Origin of the sequence: Stutzerimonas stutzeri (assembly GCF_018138085.1) — a bacterium.
Taxonomy (GTDB): Bacteria; Pseudomonadota; Gammaproteobacteria; order Pseudomonadales; family Pseudomonadaceae; genus Stutzerimonas; species Stutzerimonas stutzeri_AI.
Map to the genome: position 1 here is coordinate 1,361,818 of NZ_CP073105.1, position 14,874 is coordinate 1,376,691.

A 14,874-nucleotide genomic window follows, 5' to 3' on the forward strand; every position below is an offset into this window, starting at 1 on the left:
TTCGGTACCTATCGAGACAACCTGTTGCAGCGTAGAGGAACGAAACCTAGATCCATCTGCAATGCCCTTGTAGTCACGGGATTCAATTGATGCCAGCGAGCGAAGGACAACACCACCACGAAGGCTTCGGGCAATTGCAGCCGGTCACGACTGGCAGCTACCGGCCAGAAGCAGCCGCTCAAGAGCGACCGTTATCGCCCCATAGTTGACATAGCTTTCGTTGCTGAATTGAGCAACTCAGCAGGTCTAAGTCCATCAGAGCGAACAATCTTTAAGTTCCCGCGTTGCCATTGTCACATCCCGCCGTCTGGATGGATGCTTCATCATGCTTAAGTGGAGAGAATCGTGTTTCCAATCAATGTGTGGTTTGCCTACACCGCCGCTTGCGTGCTCCCGACAATCTTTGCCGCATTTTCCTAACTGGTCAGCTTTCGGCTGCGCTCAACCCGAAGCCAGGCCTGTTCGTGTTGGCATTCTTTCCCCAGTTTGTGGATCCGGCACGTGGATCGGTCTGGTTGCAGATGATGGTTTACGGGATGTGGTTTGCTGTACTGACAGCCTTGGGTTTTGCCTTTGCTAGGCACCGACGCAGCCATCAATCAGATTGAACAAAGGGCATTTGGCTGAACGCCAAGCGCCCTTTGTTGGGGTATTCTAGGTATTGCTCGGATGTTAACGTCGCGCGCAACCAGCTCATCACCCTGCGAATCCTGCGTCTGCATCAAGGAGAGATACGTGTTCAAATCGCTACGGTTGACCAACTTCAAGGCATGGAAAGACACAGGGGAAATTAGTCTGGCGCCCCGGGTTTCGTGGAGGCCTCAACTCTTGAGAAGATGAGGCCATGAAAAAGACTACGACCTACTCCCCTGAAGTCCGTGAACGTGCCGTGCGCATGGTTCTGGAGCATTTGAACGACTATCCCTCCGAGTGGGCCGCCATTGAAGCCATCGCGCCGAAGATTGGCTGTGCAGCGCAGACGTTGCATGGCTGGATTCGCCGTCATCAGACCGACGCAGGTCAGCGTCCAGGCCCGACAACCGAAGAGCGCGAACGCATCAAGGCGTTGGAGCGGGAGAACCGCGAACTGCGCAAAGCCAATGAAATTCTGCGTCTGGCCAGTGCGTATTTTGCCCAGGCGGAGCTCGACCGCCGCACCAAGTCCTGAGGGCTTTTGTCGATCAGTACCGTGACCGTCTTGGGGTCGAGTCGATCTGCCGCGTCTTACAGATCGCCCCGTCCGGTTACCGTAGGCATGCGGCCCAGCAGCGCAACCCCGAATTACGTTGCTGCCGCGCTCGACGCGATGACGCATTGATCATGGAAATCCAGCGCGTATGGGACACCAACATGCAGTGCTATGGCGCAGTGAAGGTCTGGAAGCAGTTACGGCGAGAAGGCATCGCAGCTGCCAGGTGCACGGTAGAGCGATTGATGCGTCGTGCTGGATTACAGGGCATAAGGCGTGGCCAGGTCGTGCGCACAACGGTGGCTGGCGACAAGGCTCTTTGCCCTCTGGATCGCGTCCAACGCCAGTTCCATGCCGACCGCCCGAACCAGTTGTGGGTGTCGGACTTCACCTATGTATCGACCTGGCAGGGCTGGCTGTACGTGGCGTTCGTGATCGACGTCTTTGCACGCCGGATCGTCGGCTGGCGAGTCAGTACTAGCATGAACACAGACTTCGTACTGGATGCCCTGGAGCAAGCCCTGTATGCCCGTCAGCCGCATTGCACAGGTGGGCTGATCCATCACAGCGACCGTGGCAGTCAGTACGTCTCCATTCGCTACACTGAGCGATTGGCAGAGGCCGGTATAGAGCCCTCGGTGGGTAGCAAGGGAGACAGCTACGATAACGCCCTGGCCGAAACCATCAACGGGCTGTACAAGGCCGAGCTGATTTACCGTCAGTCATGGAAGAGCCGCGAAGCCGTCGAAATGGCGACCTTGAAATGGGTGCACTGGTACAACCACCAACGCCTGCTGAGCTCAATCGGCTATATCCCGCCTGCGGAGGCTGAGGCAAACTTCCACCAGCAGCAAACAGATCAGGCCGTGGCGGCCTGACTTAAACGAAACGGCCTCCACGAAACCCGGGGTGATTCATACCGGCAATACGTGCGTTTTCGAGCAGGGCATGACGGGAATGTCGTGTTGTTTCAAACGCTCGCGCAATAAGGCGGTGTTGATCTGTAGCTTCTGGCGCTCGTCATCGCTTGACTTGAGATGCTCGACACTTGCCAGGCAGCCAGCCGTGACGGCAGGAGGAAGGGACGTGGTAAAGATGAAGCCTGTCGCAAAGGAACGTACTGCGTCCACGATGACGCGGGTCGATGCGATGTAACCACCGATTACGCCGATGGCCTTGGCCATGGTGCCTTGGATGATGTCGATCTTGTCGACCAGGTCGAGCTCGGCAGCGATGCCAGCCCCTCGAGCGCCGTACATGCCGACCGCATGAACTTCGTCGAGATAGGTCAGCGCGTTGAAGCGCTTGGCAACTTCCACGATGTCGGCAATCGGTGCGATGTCGCCGTCCATCGAGTAGATCGACTCGAACACAATCAGCTTCGGTTGACCAATTGGATAGCGGGACAGTATCTGCGCCAGGTGTTCCACGTCGTTATGGCGAAACACCTGCCGTTCATTCGGTGTTGCTCGGATGCCGTTGACGATCGATGCGTGATTCAGCGCATCGCTGATCACGACACAATCGGGGATTTGCCTCAGCAGGCATTGGAGGGTGGCGTCGTTCGAGCCAAAGCCGGTCGGGAAAACCAGTGCCGCTTCTTTATCGTGCCAGTCGGCAAGGCTCGCCTCGAGTCGCTCATAAAGCTCGTAGGAGCCACCGATGTTGCGCGAACCGCCTGAGCCAGCGCCGTACGTTTCCAATGCCAGGTGCATCTGCTCGCGTACGGTCGGGTGCTGCGACATTCCTAGGTAGTCGTTGCTGCACCATACAACGACCGGATCCGGCTGCTCGCCGTTCAGCTTGGCGAACGGATACTGGCCGCAGATGCGATTGAGAGTGGTGAAGGTGCGGTACTGGTTGGAGGACTTCAGTAACTCCAGTTGCTCACGAAGCAATGATTGGTACATCCGAATATCTCCTGAAAGATCAAGCCGCTCGATGCCGGCCAGCTGTCTGGAACGGGGCATTGGCGACGAGGAGTTATTCTTAATCCCGCTTCGATGGGGTTACAATTTGACCTCTTATACTATTACTGGAGAGTAACTGGATGAGCGCGCCTCGCAGCCTTGAGCGAAACCGGGCGGAGCTGGCCAACTTTCTGCGAAGCCGCCGTGAACGTATTTCTCCACAGGACGTGGGCTTGCCTTCTGGTGCAAGACGGCGGACTCCGGGGCTTCGACGGGAGGAAGTCGCAGCCCTCGCCGGGGTAGGACTGTCCTGGTACACCTGGCTGGAGCAGGGGCGAGAGATCAGCGTATCTGCAACTTTCCTCGAAAATCTGTCGCGCACGTTGAAGCTGGACGCCACCGAAAGACGGCATCTTTTTCTGCTGGCGCATCAGAGGCTTCCGCCAGAGCCGGGCAAAACCTGGTGTGTCGTGCCACCGCTCGTTCATCGGTTGATGGCCGACCTCCCAATGCGTCCAGCGTACGTCCTCAATCTTCGCTGGGATGTGCTGGCTTGGAACGCGGCTGCAGATAAGGTATTCGCTTTCTCGAGCGTTCCGACAGAGCGGCGCAACTTCCTTTGGCTGTTGTTCACCGCATCTTCAATGCGCGCATTGCTCGACCCGTGGGAGGATCAGGCCCTGCAAATCCTGTCGAGTTTTCGCCGTGATTTCGTCAGGGCAGCCAAGGACCCCGACATTGGAGCATTAGTTAAAGATTTGGAGAAGATAGATACCGATTTCAGGACCTGGTGGCGGCAACAGGATATTCCTGGACCCTGTCAGGGCATCCGGAATTTTCAGATCGACGGGATCGGCCAGGTGGTGTTCGATCACACCTCACTCACGATCGATGTCGACCGGGACTTGCGGCTTGTCTACTATGCGGCGAAAGAGGGGCAGGTGCAAAGCCGGCATTTTGAGCGATGGCTGACGACCTCGAGCGGAAACGCGATCGGCGTGTAGCAGGCCGTTAACCAATACTTGGGTAAGTGAGGTAGGCAGGCCGCACATAGCACATGGTTACTAAGACTTCGGTGTACGCCGACTTTAAAAAGTTTCAACGATACGGTGTTTCTCTCATCAGTCTGTTGGACCGCTTTGCAGCATTACCTACTTAACCGCGGGGGTTGTATGGGCGCACGAAGCCGATGATCCCAACTGGCCTGAGAGGCTATTAAATGGCTGGAGCTACATGGGTCGGTGGGCCAGCTGCTGATGGTTGTTGCGACCATCGACTTGATTTATTCAAGCGGCATGGCTCCTATAAAGCTTTTGTAAAGGTAAATGATCAAGTTCAACAATGTTGCCGGAAAACAGCATTTTTCTTAGGGCTAGTCTTTCTGACTTGCCAGCGCATAACACTGCGATTCGGTCACTATGTTGCAGCGTCGTTGTCACAAATACATAGGATCTAGAGGGCAAGGCTGCTAAGTCGTTAGATATTTTCCCAGTTTCTGACGAGGCCTCGGAAAAGCGGGTCGATCAACGGACCGCTGTCCCCTAGTGGGTCGAACAATTGCGTGTTTCTTGTCCAGTCAGTGAACAAGCCAATAATAAGAGCATGGATCGAGATTGCAGCCATTCGAGGTGTGACACCTGGCTGCAGTATCTCAATGTTGCTGGAAAATATCTGCTCACATTGATCAATAAGCTGAATTATCAAGAAATTGTGGCGAGCTTCCGCTGCAATAAGCTCGTCGGTGAACTCGCAGCGATGCAGAAGAATTTTCATGACGCGGCCTTTTTGCTGGTCTATCGCCAGAGCATTTACGCCTTCTACACATAAGTCCCGTAATAAGCGCAACGGATGTTGTGGAGAATTATCATTGGTTACTTCCATTATTTTTTCAGGCGATATCCGAACCTGGTCGAGCAGTTGGTTTAATAGGTCGGATTTGTTCTCGAAGTGCCAATAAACTGCGCCACGCGTTACGCCGGCATCATGGGCAATCTGGCTGAGACTCGTTCGTGTCACTCCGTTAGCGAGAAAGAGTCGCTCCGCAGATGCGAGAAGTGCCGTCCGAGTTTTTTTGGCGTCTTCTTTTGTTCGTCGCATTCTTTCTCTCAAAACTTTGTCTGCTGGTCGTCCCACTAGGCAGGTGTAATTGTGTTCCTGACGACACGTGACTGCTTCAGCCTAGCGGTTATTCACCCTACGAAACTCAGCAAAATGCCCGCGGCGACCGCCGAGCCAATGACGCCCGCTACGTTAGGCCCCATGGCATGCATGAGCAAGAAGTTCTGCGGATTTGCCTCGAGCCCGACCTTGTTCGACACCCGTGCCGCCATCGGCACTGCCGACACGCCAGCCGAACCAATCAGTGGGTTGATTTTATTCGTGCTGAACATGTTCATGACCTTGGCCATCAGCACACCCGCCGCCGTACCGCCACAGAAGGCAACCATGCCAAGCAGCAGAATCCCAAGGGTCTTCATCTGCAGGAAGGCTTCGGCGGACAGCTTGGAGCCGACAGTCAGCCCCAGCGCAATGGTCACGATATTAATCAGCGCATTGCGCGAGGTATCGGCCAGACGATCCACGACCCCAGCCTCGCGCAACAGGTTACCAAAGGCGAACATGCCCACCAGCGGCGCGGCATCAGGCAGTAGCAAGCCCACCATCAGCGCAAGCATGAGCGGGAACACGATCTTTTCTGCCTGACCGACATGGCGCAGCTGCGTCATGACAATGGCGCGCTCCTCCTTGGTTGTGAGCGCACGCATGATGGGTGGCTGAATCAACGGGACCAGCGCCATATATGAGTAAGCCGCGACGGCAATTGGCCCCAGCAGATGCGGCGCGAGCTTGGCCGTCACGAAGATCGAGGTCGGGCCGTCTGCACCGCCGATGATCGCAATTGACGCCGCTTCACGGAGGGTGAACTCCATGCCTGGAATACCCATCGCTGCTATCCCCAATGCACCGAGCAACGTAGCGAAGATACCGAACTGCGCTGCCGCACCGAGCAACAGTGTTTTGGGGTTAGCCAGCATTGGCCCGAAGTCGGTCATGGCACCAACGCCCATGAAGATCAACAGCGGGAACACACTGGTCGGTAGACCGACTTCATAGAACAGGTGGAGGATGCCAGCACCCTCGGCCATGTTTGCGACCGGAATGTTGGCGAGCACCCCGCCGAATCCGATCGGGATCAGCAACAAGGGTTCGAAGCCCTTGCGAATTGCCAGATAGATCAGCCCCAGGCACACGACCATCATCAGCAACTGACCGGGCTCTATATGATAGAGACCGGTGCTGTGCCACAGCTTGAGCAACTTATCCATGCCGCACTCCTTAAGCGATCATCAGCAGGCTGTCGCCCACCGACACCGCGTCGCCGACCTTGACGTTCACAGCTGAGACGGTGCCGGCCTTGAATGCACGGATTTCAGTTTCCATCTTCATGGCTTCGAGGATGATCACCAGATCTCCTTCCTGAACCATCTGACCGGGCTGTACGAGGACTTTGAAGATGTTGCCGGCTAACGGTGCCGGCTGAGGCTCGCCCGTACCTGCGGCCGGCGCAGCAGTCGCTGCTGCTATGCCTGATTCGCTGCCAACAGGCTTGATCCCCTCGATGTCGCCGCCCTCGTTGACCCGTACGACGAACGACTTGCCGTTGACCTCGACGGTATAGACCTCGGGTGCGCCCGCTTCGCGTGGCGCCTGCTGCTTGCCGGTCGGCACCGGCTCGAAAGCAGCGGCATTACCGCGGTTCTCCAAAAACTTCAGGCCGATCTGAGGAAACAGCGCATATGTGAGGACGTCATCGATCTCGTCCTGGGCCAGCTTGATGTATTTTTCTTGCGCTAGCCCTTTTAGCTCGGCCGTCAGCTTGTCCATTTCTGGCTGCAGCAGATCAGCAGGGCGGCAGGTGATGGCCTCTGCACCGTCGAGCACGCGTTGCTGCAGTTCGGCATTGAAGGGAGCAGGCGCGGCGCCGTACTCGCCTTTGAGGATGCCTGCGGTTTCCTTGGTGATGGATTTGAAGCGCTCGCCGGTAAGCACGTTAATCACGGCTTGAGTTCCGACTATCTGCGAAGTCGGCGTCACCAACGGAATGAAACCGAGGTCTTCGCGAACGCGAGGAATCTCGGCGAGCACTTCATCGAACTTGTCGAGTGCGCCCTGTTCCTTCAACTGGCCTTCCATATTGGTTAGCATGCCACCCGGCACCTGCGCGACGAGGATGCGCGAATCGACGCCCTTGAGCGTGCCTTCGAATTTCGCATACTTCTTGCGCACTTCACGGAAGTACGCAGCGATCTCTTCAAGCAGCAACAGATCGAGCCCGGTGTCACGCTCGGTGCCGTGGAAAATAGCCACCACCGACTCGGTTGGCGAATGCCCATAAGTCATCGAGAGCGAGGAAATGGCGGTATCAACGTTGTCGATGCCCGCCTCGACAGCCTTGAGAATGGCCGCAGTGGACAGGCCCGCCGTGGCGTGACATTGCATGTGGATCGGAATGGACAGGCTGGCCTTCAAGCGCGAAACCAGCTCAAAGGCCATGTAAGGCGTGAGAATGCCGGCCATGTCCTTGATCGCCACCGAATCGGCGCCCATGTCCTCGATCTGCTTGGCCAGATCGACCCACATCTCCAGGGTATGCACCGGGCTGGTGGTATAGGAAATCGTGCCCTGCGCATGCTTGCCCTGCCGCTTGACGGCACGCAGGGCGGTTTCCAGGTTGCGTGGATCGTTCATAGCATCGAACACACGAAACACGTCAACACCATTGATCGCCGCGCGCTCGACAAATTTTTCGACCACGTCATCGGCGTAATGCCGATAGCCCAGCAGGTTCTGCCCACGCAGCAGCATTTGCTGCCGGGTGTTAGGCATCGCCTTCTTCAGTTCGCGAATGCGCTCCCAAGGGTCTTCACCGAGATAGCGAATACAGGCATCGAAAGTCGCCCCACCCCAGGATTCAACCGACCAGAAGCCCACCTGATCGAGCTTACCGGCGATCGGCAGCATGTCTTCAAGACGGACACGGGTGGCCAGGATGGATTGATGGGCATCACGTAGCACCACATCGGTGATGCCGAGCGGCTGTTTGGCAGATGTCATGAAGGGAACTCCCTGTTCTGAATCAACCACGACGAGCGCGGTGCTGATGGATAGCGGTCTGGATGGCCGCGAGGAGATCGGCGTCCACTTCAGTCACAGCGGGTTTGCTGGAAGCCAGCTGAGCGATCGGCGCAGTATCGAAGCGGCCAATCACAGAAGACATGAGACGAATGCAGACAATCAACAAAACGAGGAAGATGAAAACGGAACCTAAGCCGAACAGCATAAGTTCAACGCCTTCCCAGATAAGCTGGTTTGAGGTCATAACGGAAACCGCCTGGTTAGGTTCAGATTAAACAGCTACCACGTCGATCTTGGCCTTGGCCGCAGACTCGCGGAACTCGGCGATCTGATCGAAGCTCAGGTAGCGGTAGACGTCCGCCGCCATGGTGTCGATCTGAGCGGCGTAGACCATGTACTCCTCGACGGTCGGCAGGCGGCCGAGAATCGAGGCAACCGCTGCCAGTTCGGCAGAGGCCAGGTACACGTTGGTCGCATCGCCCAGGCGGTTGGGGAAGTTACGGGTCGAAGTGGAGACCACTGTCGAGCCGGTTTCAACGCGTGCCTGGTTACCCATGCACAGCGAGCAACCCGGCATTTCCAGGCGTGCACCGGCGCGGCCGTAGATGCCGTAGTAGCCTTCCTCGGTCAGCTGATGCTGGTCCATCTTGGTCGGCGGCGACAGCCACAGGCGGGTCGGCAGCGAGCCTTCGACCTTGTCCAACAGCTTGCCGGCGGCGCGGAAGTGGCCAATGTTGGTCATGCACGAGCCGATGAAGACCTCGTCGATCTTCTCCCCCTGGACACTGGACAGCAGGCGAGCGTCGTCCGGATCGTTCGGCGCGCAGAGTACCGGCTCGGTGACTTCGGACAGGTCGATCTCGATGACTTCGGCGTACTCGGCGTCGGCATCGGCAGCCAGCAGCTTCGGATCGGCCAGCCAGGCTTCCATCGCTTGAGCGCGGCGCTCGAGGGTGCGCGCATCGCCGTAGCCTTCGCTGATCATCCAGCGCAGCAGGGTGATGTTCGACTGCAGGTATTCGGCGATGGCCGCTTCCGGCAGCTTGATGGTGCAACCGGCAGCGGAACGCTCGGCAGAAGCATCGGACAGCTCGAAAGCCTGCTCGACGGTCAGCTCGTTCAGGCCTTCGATCTCGAGAATGCGGCCGGAGAAGATGTTCTTCTTGCCCTTCTTCTCGACGGTGAGCAGGCCTTTCTGGATCGCGTAGTAGGGGATCGCATGCACCAGGTCGCGCAGGGTGATGCCAGGCTGCATCTTGCCCTTGAAGCGAACCAGGACCGACTCCGGCATATCCAGCGGCATGACGCCGGTGGCTGCGGCGAAGGCGACCAGACCCGAGCCGGCCGGGAAGGAGATGCCCATCGGGAAGCGGGTGTGCGAGTCACCGCCGGTACCGACCGTGTCCGGCAGCAGCATGCGGTTCAGCCAGCTGTGGATGATGCCGTCACCCGGACGCAGCGAAACACCGCCGCGGGTCATGATGAAGTCTGGCAGCGTGTGGTGCGTGGTGACGTCGATCGGCTTCGGATAGGCCGCGGTGTGGCAGAACGACTGCATGACCAGATCGGCGGAGAAGCCCAGGCAAGCCAGGTCCTTCAGCTCGTCGCGGGTCATCGGGCCAGTGGTGTCCTGAGAACCGACGGTGGTCATCTTCGGCTCGCAATAGGTGCCCGGACGGACGCCTTTGCCTTCCGGCAGCCCGCAGGCGCGACCGACCATCTTCTGCGCAAGGGTGTAGCCCTTGTTGCTCTCGGCCGGCGCTTCCGGCTTCTTGAACAGATCGGACGGGCCCATGCCCAGCTCGGCACGCGCCTTTTCGGTCAGGCCGCGGCCGATGATCAGCGGAATACGGCCGCCGGCGCGCACTTCGTCGAGCAGGACGTCGGTTTTCAGCTGGAAGGTGGTAACCAGCTCATCGCTGCCATGGCGGCGGACTTCACCCTTGTACGGGTAGACGTCGATCACGTCGCCCATGGCCAGGTCGGAACAGTCGAATTCGATCGGCAGGGCGCCGGCGTCTTCCATGGTGTTGTAGAAGATCGGCGCGATCTTGGTGCCGAAGCAGAAGCCGCCGGCACGCTTGTTCGGGACGTTCGGGATGTCGTCGCCGAAGAACCACAGCACCGAGTTGGTAGCGGATTTGCGCGAGGAACCGGTACCGACCACGTCGCCGACATAGGCAACCGGGAAGCCCTTGGTCTTCAGCTCTTCCATCTGCTTGAGCGGACCAACCGAACCGGGGACGTCAGGGTTGATGCCGTCGCGGGCCATTTTCAGCATGGCCAGCGCGTGCAGCGGGATGTCCGGGCGCGACCAGGCGTCTGGTGCCGGGGACAGGTCGTCAGTGTTGGTTTCACCGGCGACCTTGAATACGGTCAGGGTGACCTTCTCGGCAACGGGGGCGCGATTCTTGAACCACTCGCCTTCGGCCCAGGACTGCAGAACGGCTTTGGCGTTGGCGTTACCGGCCTTGGCTTTTTCGGCGACGTCGTGGAACGCATCGAACATCAGCAGGGTGTGCTTCAGTTGCTTGGTCGTAACGTCCGAGAGCTCCGGGTCGTCCAGCAGGTCAACCAGCGTGACGATGTTGTAACCGCCCTGCATGGTGCCCAGTAGCTCGACGGCGTGCTGCTTGCTGATCAGCGGGGAGGAGGTTTCACCCTTGGCGATGGCGGCCAGGAAGCCGGCCTTGACATAGGCGGCTTCGTCCACGCCCGCCGGAACGCGGTTAGTGATCAGATCGAGGAGAAATTGTTCTTCGCCAGCTGGCGGGTTCTTCAGGAGGTCGACCAGGCCAGCGGTCTGTTCGGCGTTCAGGGGCAAGCCGGGAAGTCCTTGGCTGGCGCGTTGTTCGAGTAGGATTCGATAAGCTTCGAGCACAATGTTCTCTCATGCGGGCCCTGAAAGCAGGCCGGATAGTCGGGTTAAGTTGTGAAAGCCGAAAGGGCAGAGCAAGCCGGGCGTTATAAAACGAACAAGGCTGATCTTGCAGCCTGCTTCGCTTAGAACTGTTCAAGCAGATTTCGAAAACATGAACAAAATATTAAAAAGCGTGCAGAAAGTAAGTTGCACGCGATTCGTTGTCAAACGCAAATTTGCTAAAACGAACCCGCTGTGAACCGAGAGTTGACGCGCGCCGCAGCAAGGTGAATGCCGAGGTGGTTGTTTATATCTGTGCCGATGGACGATGCACAATGACTTTGATAGGCAGTCCTGTGTGTCGGAAAAGGCGCGGTGAAGCGGGGTGCCTATTCTTGGCTCGGGGACTTTCTTCGCGGCCGGATTGCTTGCCGCAGCGAGCTGGGTGACCGTCAAAAAAGCCCGCTGCTGTCAGCCTGCGATAATCGATTACCTCATTTGGGGCGGTCAATGAACGCCGGGTTTGCCAATGACAGGCTGCAGCTATCCCAGGCGTTTGTGACGCGCCCAGACGATCTCGCCAACGCTGAAGGTTGCTGGTTCGCCGATGCCAGGTTGGGCTAGCTAAACGGGCGCGAGCATCGCTTCGTCATGCGTGCGCTCATAAATTCCGCTCTGTCTGTTTTTCGATTTTCATCGCCTTGATGGCTACGGATGGTCTGAAGTAGTCATGTATTTCCGGCCGACTTCAGCGCTCGTCGATTTTTAAAACAGCAGCCCGAGCAAAAACGATCAAGTCTCCCGCTCATTTCGATGTTTTTGGCCGCCACGAGCACCTCGCAGCAGCCTTTTCCCACATTACAGGCGCACCTCTCCCGCAGTCGCCAGTAAATGTCTGCGCACCATCCACAGGTTTGACAGGGCGAACAGCGTCACCAGTTGCGCGGTGTTCTTGGCCAGCCCCCGAAAGCGCGTCTTCACATAACCGAACTGGCGCTTGATCACCCGGAACGGGTGCTCGACCTTGGCCCGCACCTGCGCCTTGGCCTTTTCAATCTTGCGCTTGGCTTTGTAGAGCGGGCTGTTCTTGCCGAGTTTTCTGTAAGTGCTGCGACGCGCCGCGACCTGCCAGATCACTTCGCGGCCCGCATGTTCTGAGCGCTTTTCGACCCCGGTGTAACCGGCATCGGCGCAGACGACGTTCTCCACGCCATGCAGCAGTTTGTCGACCTGAGTAACGTCTGCAACATTGGCTGCTGTGCCTACCACGCTATGTACTAAACCCGACTCGTCATCGACGCCGATGTGCGCCTTCATGCCGAAGTAATACTGGTTTCCCTTCTTGGTCTGGTGCATTTCCGGGTCGCGCTTGCCCTCCTTGTTCTTGGTCGAACTCGGCGCATTAATCAGCGTCGCATCAACGATAGTGCCTTGCCGCAAGGACAGACCGCGGTCGCCCAGATAGCCATTGATGACAGCCAGAATGCCGGTAGCCAGTTCGTGTTTCTCCAGCAGCCGACGGAAGTTGAGGATGGTGGTTTCGTCAGGAATGCGCTCCAGGCTCAACCCGGCAAACTGGCGCAGGATGGTCGTTTCGTACAGCGCTTCTTCCATCGCCGGGTCGCTGTACCCGAACCAGTTCTGCATCAGATGAACCCGCAGCATGGCCATCAGCGGGTAGGCCGGTCGACCACCTTCACCCTTGGGGTAATGCGGATCGATCAGGGCAATCAAACCCTTCCACGGCACCACCCGATCCATTTCGACCAGGAACAGTTCTTTGCGGGTCTGCTTGCGCTTGCCGGCGTACTCGGCGTCGGCGAAGGTCATCTGTTTCATCGGAAAACTCGGCGGGTGGGGTCCGGGTATTTTGTCAAAATCAGGAAGTCTTTTTCAGACCATCCCTACGAACTTGGACGTCGGTGTATGGCTTGCTTCACCGAAGCTGCCAAGCGGTACCGGTGGAGTGGTCTCGCGGCCGCCTGGCCCACGGGGTGCCGTAGGCGAGAAGGCTGAAACCACGCACCTTCCGATCGACGCTGTCGTCCGAGAGCGCGACCTTCCACAACTTCTCCATACTCGAACCCGAGCCGTGGAAGGTCGCGCGGACTGACAAGCACAACCTCGCGCAACGCAGGGTCTGCAAGATGAGGTCCGGCGTCTGGCCGTCGCGGCTGGTCGTTTCCGTCAACAGGTCCAATGGCAGTGGATGATGCTTGAACTGAGCACGAACGCTCGCGGTGTTCCGGATTCGGCATACCGCATCGGTTTTCAGTCCAAGGCGGGATTCAAGCCGCGACTGCGCAACGCGCGATCGAGTGATTGCTGAAAATGCATGCCGCTCCACAACGTGCCGAGCGGAAGCTTCGCCAGCGCCTTCCCACGTCACAGGCACCTGGAAAGCGAAAGTGACGCCGGTCGTGCAGCAACCGCGTTGCACCCAGCGGCAGGCTCGCGAAACACGCCTGGTCGAGACGCTCAAGATAGGAATGCCCACGTCGAACTGGTTTTGGTTCAGCCTTCCCAAAATTTGATCGCTGCTCAAGGCGAACAGCTGGAAGCGCAGACTTGGATGCCGCTCGGTGAACAAGGTTGCCAATTGCCTGGCCAATTGCCTAAGTAATGGCATCGGGAGGCGACAGGTAGCTGTGAGCAGCCTGTATTCAGCAACGCCCTTAACATGAACACAAAATAAAAAATTGCCTATTTATTGTTGTCTCGTCCGGCGCCAGGGTCTACTTTGCTCTGAAGCGATGGATTTGGGCGTCTGGGGACCAACTGATCGCACAAACAATAACAATACGAGGCAAACATTCGATGGCGACCAGCTCATGGTGGGCTTCGGCCCTTTGTGAATCCGTGAATAATGTAAAGCCTCTGGCCGTGACCTGCGGCGGGGAAGAACTGGTTCTGTTCCGCAACGCTGAAGGGCAGGTCTTCGCCCTGGAAGATCGCTGTCCGCACCGGCGGGTGCCGTTATCGCTAGGCTGCGTCGTGGGTTCCGGGCTGCAGTGTGGCTATCACGGCTGGACGTTCGATGGAGCCAGCGGCGCCTGTACTGCCATCCCGAACCTGAGCGCCAGCGAACGCGTCCCGCAGCGCCATGCGGCGCGCGCCTTTATGGCAAAAGAAAGTAACGGTTTCGTGCATGTATGGGTGGGCGACGGCGATCCGGACGCCACCTTGCCAAGCGCCGATTATTCCCCTACGGGGCGTGAGTACACGGGAAGCGCCGTCGTCAGCATGACTCACGATGAGTACCTCGCCGTGATGCTGGATGGCCCCAACTGCCTGTTGGGTTTCGACGCAGTGCAAATAACGGATTTCTTCTTGGGCGATCCGCAACTGATGAACGACCGTCTCGTGCTCGACAGGGGCGCGGTCTGGTCGAGTCAGATTTTGCCGTCGCAGTTCGTTGCCGACTACCCGCTGATCGTTCGCACGGCGGTTCCGCTGCGTGGCGGCACCATCCGGGTGGATCTGCTGAGCCAGGATGAAACGCCGCTCAGCACGCTTTTCATCGGTGCGAGCGCCAACCGACGAGGCACCACCAGCCTCTGCTGGCGCGGCTTCCAGCACACGACCAGCATGGCGGGTACGCCGTGGCGCTGGCGCGCCTCACGGACTGCAGGCAGAGCGCCGTTCAACGTGAGTGCCACGATCGATGGCTCGGCTATCGCCGCGTTATTGGTTGCACCCTCTCGTGACTTACATGAATTGCGTCAGCAGATAGTCGTCGAACAACGCCTCGCCGTCTGACCATCATTCAGTTGAACCCG

Annotated in this window: 10 protein-coding genes, 2 pseudogenes and 1 other annotated feature; of the genes and pseudogenes, 4 read left to right on the forward strand and 8 right to left on the reverse strand. The window is 58.1% G+C overall.

Annotation, left to right across the window (positions count from 1 at the left end; all coding sequences use genetic code 11):
* Window positions 1–391: 391 nt before the first annotated feature.
* Both KCX70_RS23250 and KCX70_RS06465 read left to right on the forward strand, forming a co-directional pair.
* Window positions 392–572 (forward strand): annotated as a pseudogene (locus KCX70_RS23250) (LysE family translocator); the annotation flags it as partial.
* Between the two features lie 272 nt (window positions 573–844).
* Window positions 845–2,067, forward strand: a protein-coding gene (locus KCX70_RS06465) for an IS3 family transposase (protein ID WP_212619632.1) whose coding sequence is annotated in 2 segments (ribosomal slippage) — window positions 845–1,130 and window positions 1,130–2,067 — 1,224 coding nt in all. Because the reading frame shifts where the segments join, the coding sequence is not laid out codon by codon here.
* Window positions 1,123–1,239: a sequence feature (AL1L pseudoknot), on the forward strand. (Overlaps the previous gene by 117 nt.)
* A 39-nt stretch (window positions 2,068–2,106) precedes the next feature.
* Here KCX70_RS06465 and hemA read toward each other — a convergent pair.
* Window positions 2,107–3,099: pseudogene (gene hemA / locus KCX70_RS06470) on the reverse strand (5-aminolevulinate synthase); the annotation flags it as partial.
* A gap of 140 nt (window positions 3,100–3,239) precedes the next feature.
* On the opposite strand from hemA, the gene KCX70_RS06475 reads away from it, so the two are divergent.
* A complete protein-coding gene (locus KCX70_RS06475) occupies window positions 3,240–4,103 on the forward strand; it encodes a helix-turn-helix transcriptional regulator (RefSeq protein WP_212619634.1) in 864 nt (287 codons plus the stop codon).
* Between the two features lie 472 nt (window positions 4,104–4,575).
* Here the strand turns inward: KCX70_RS06475 and KCX70_RS06480 are convergent, their stop codons facing one another.
* The 7 genes from KCX70_RS06480 to KCX70_RS23510 all read right to left on the reverse strand — a co-directional run bounded on the left by KCX70_RS06480 (window position 4,576) and on the right by KCX70_RS23510 (window position 13,694).
* Window positions 4,576–5,196, reverse strand: coding sequence for a TetR family transcriptional regulator (locus KCX70_RS06480; protein ID WP_212619635.1), 621 nt, complete (start codon window positions 5,194–5,196; stop codon window positions 4,576–4,578).
* A gap of 92 nt (window positions 5,197–5,288) precedes the next feature.
* The gene (locus tag KCX70_RS06485; protein WP_212619636.1) at window positions 5,289–6,425 is read right to left on the reverse strand and encodes a sodium ion-translocating decarboxylase subunit beta; all 1,137 of its coding nucleotides are present in this window, start codon (window positions 6,423–6,425) and stop codon (window positions 5,289–5,291) included.
* Window positions 6,426–6,435: 10 nt separating this feature from the next.
* Complete coding sequence (gene oadA / locus KCX70_RS06490) at window positions 6,436–8,214, reverse strand: sodium-extruding oxaloacetate decarboxylase subunit alpha (RefSeq protein ID WP_212619637.1); 1,779 nt, start codon at window positions 8,212–8,214, stop codon at window positions 6,436–6,438.
* Between the two features lie 22 nt (window positions 8,215–8,236).
* The gene (locus KCX70_RS06495) at window positions 8,237–8,479 is read right to left on the reverse strand and encodes an OadG family protein (protein ID WP_212619638.1); all 243 of its coding nucleotides are present in this window, start codon (window positions 8,477–8,479) and stop codon (window positions 8,237–8,239) included.
* Between the two features lie 27 nt (window positions 8,480–8,506).
* On the reverse strand, window positions 8,507–11,116 hold the full coding sequence (acnB, locus tag KCX70_RS06500) for a bifunctional aconitate hydratase 2/2-methylisocitrate dehydratase (protein WP_212619639.1): 2,610 nt from the start codon (window positions 11,114–11,116) through the stop codon (window positions 8,507–8,509).
* 837 nt (window positions 11,117–11,953) lie between these two features.
* A complete protein-coding gene (locus KCX70_RS06505) occupies window positions 11,954–12,934 on the reverse strand; it encodes an IS5 family transposase (RefSeq protein WP_023094619.1) in 981 nt (326 codons plus the stop codon).
* 97 nt (window positions 12,935–13,031) lie between these two features.
* Window positions 13,032–13,694 (reverse strand): hypothetical protein, encoded by a 663-nt coding sequence (locus tag KCX70_RS23510; RefSeq protein ID WP_212619640.1) that lies wholly within the window; start codon window positions 13,692–13,694, stop codon window positions 13,032–13,034.
* Window positions 13,695–13,954: 260 nt separating this feature from the next.
* Here KCX70_RS23510 and KCX70_RS06515 point away from each other — a divergent pair, with 260 nt between their 5' ends.
* Window positions 13,955–14,854 carry a Rieske 2Fe-2S domain-containing protein gene (locus tag KCX70_RS06515; protein ID WP_249121704.1) on the forward strand — a complete coding sequence of 300 codons (900 nt, stop codon included), beginning with the start codon at window positions 13,955–13,957 and terminating at the stop codon, window positions 14,852–14,854.
* Window positions 14,855–14,874 lie beyond the last annotated feature (20 nt).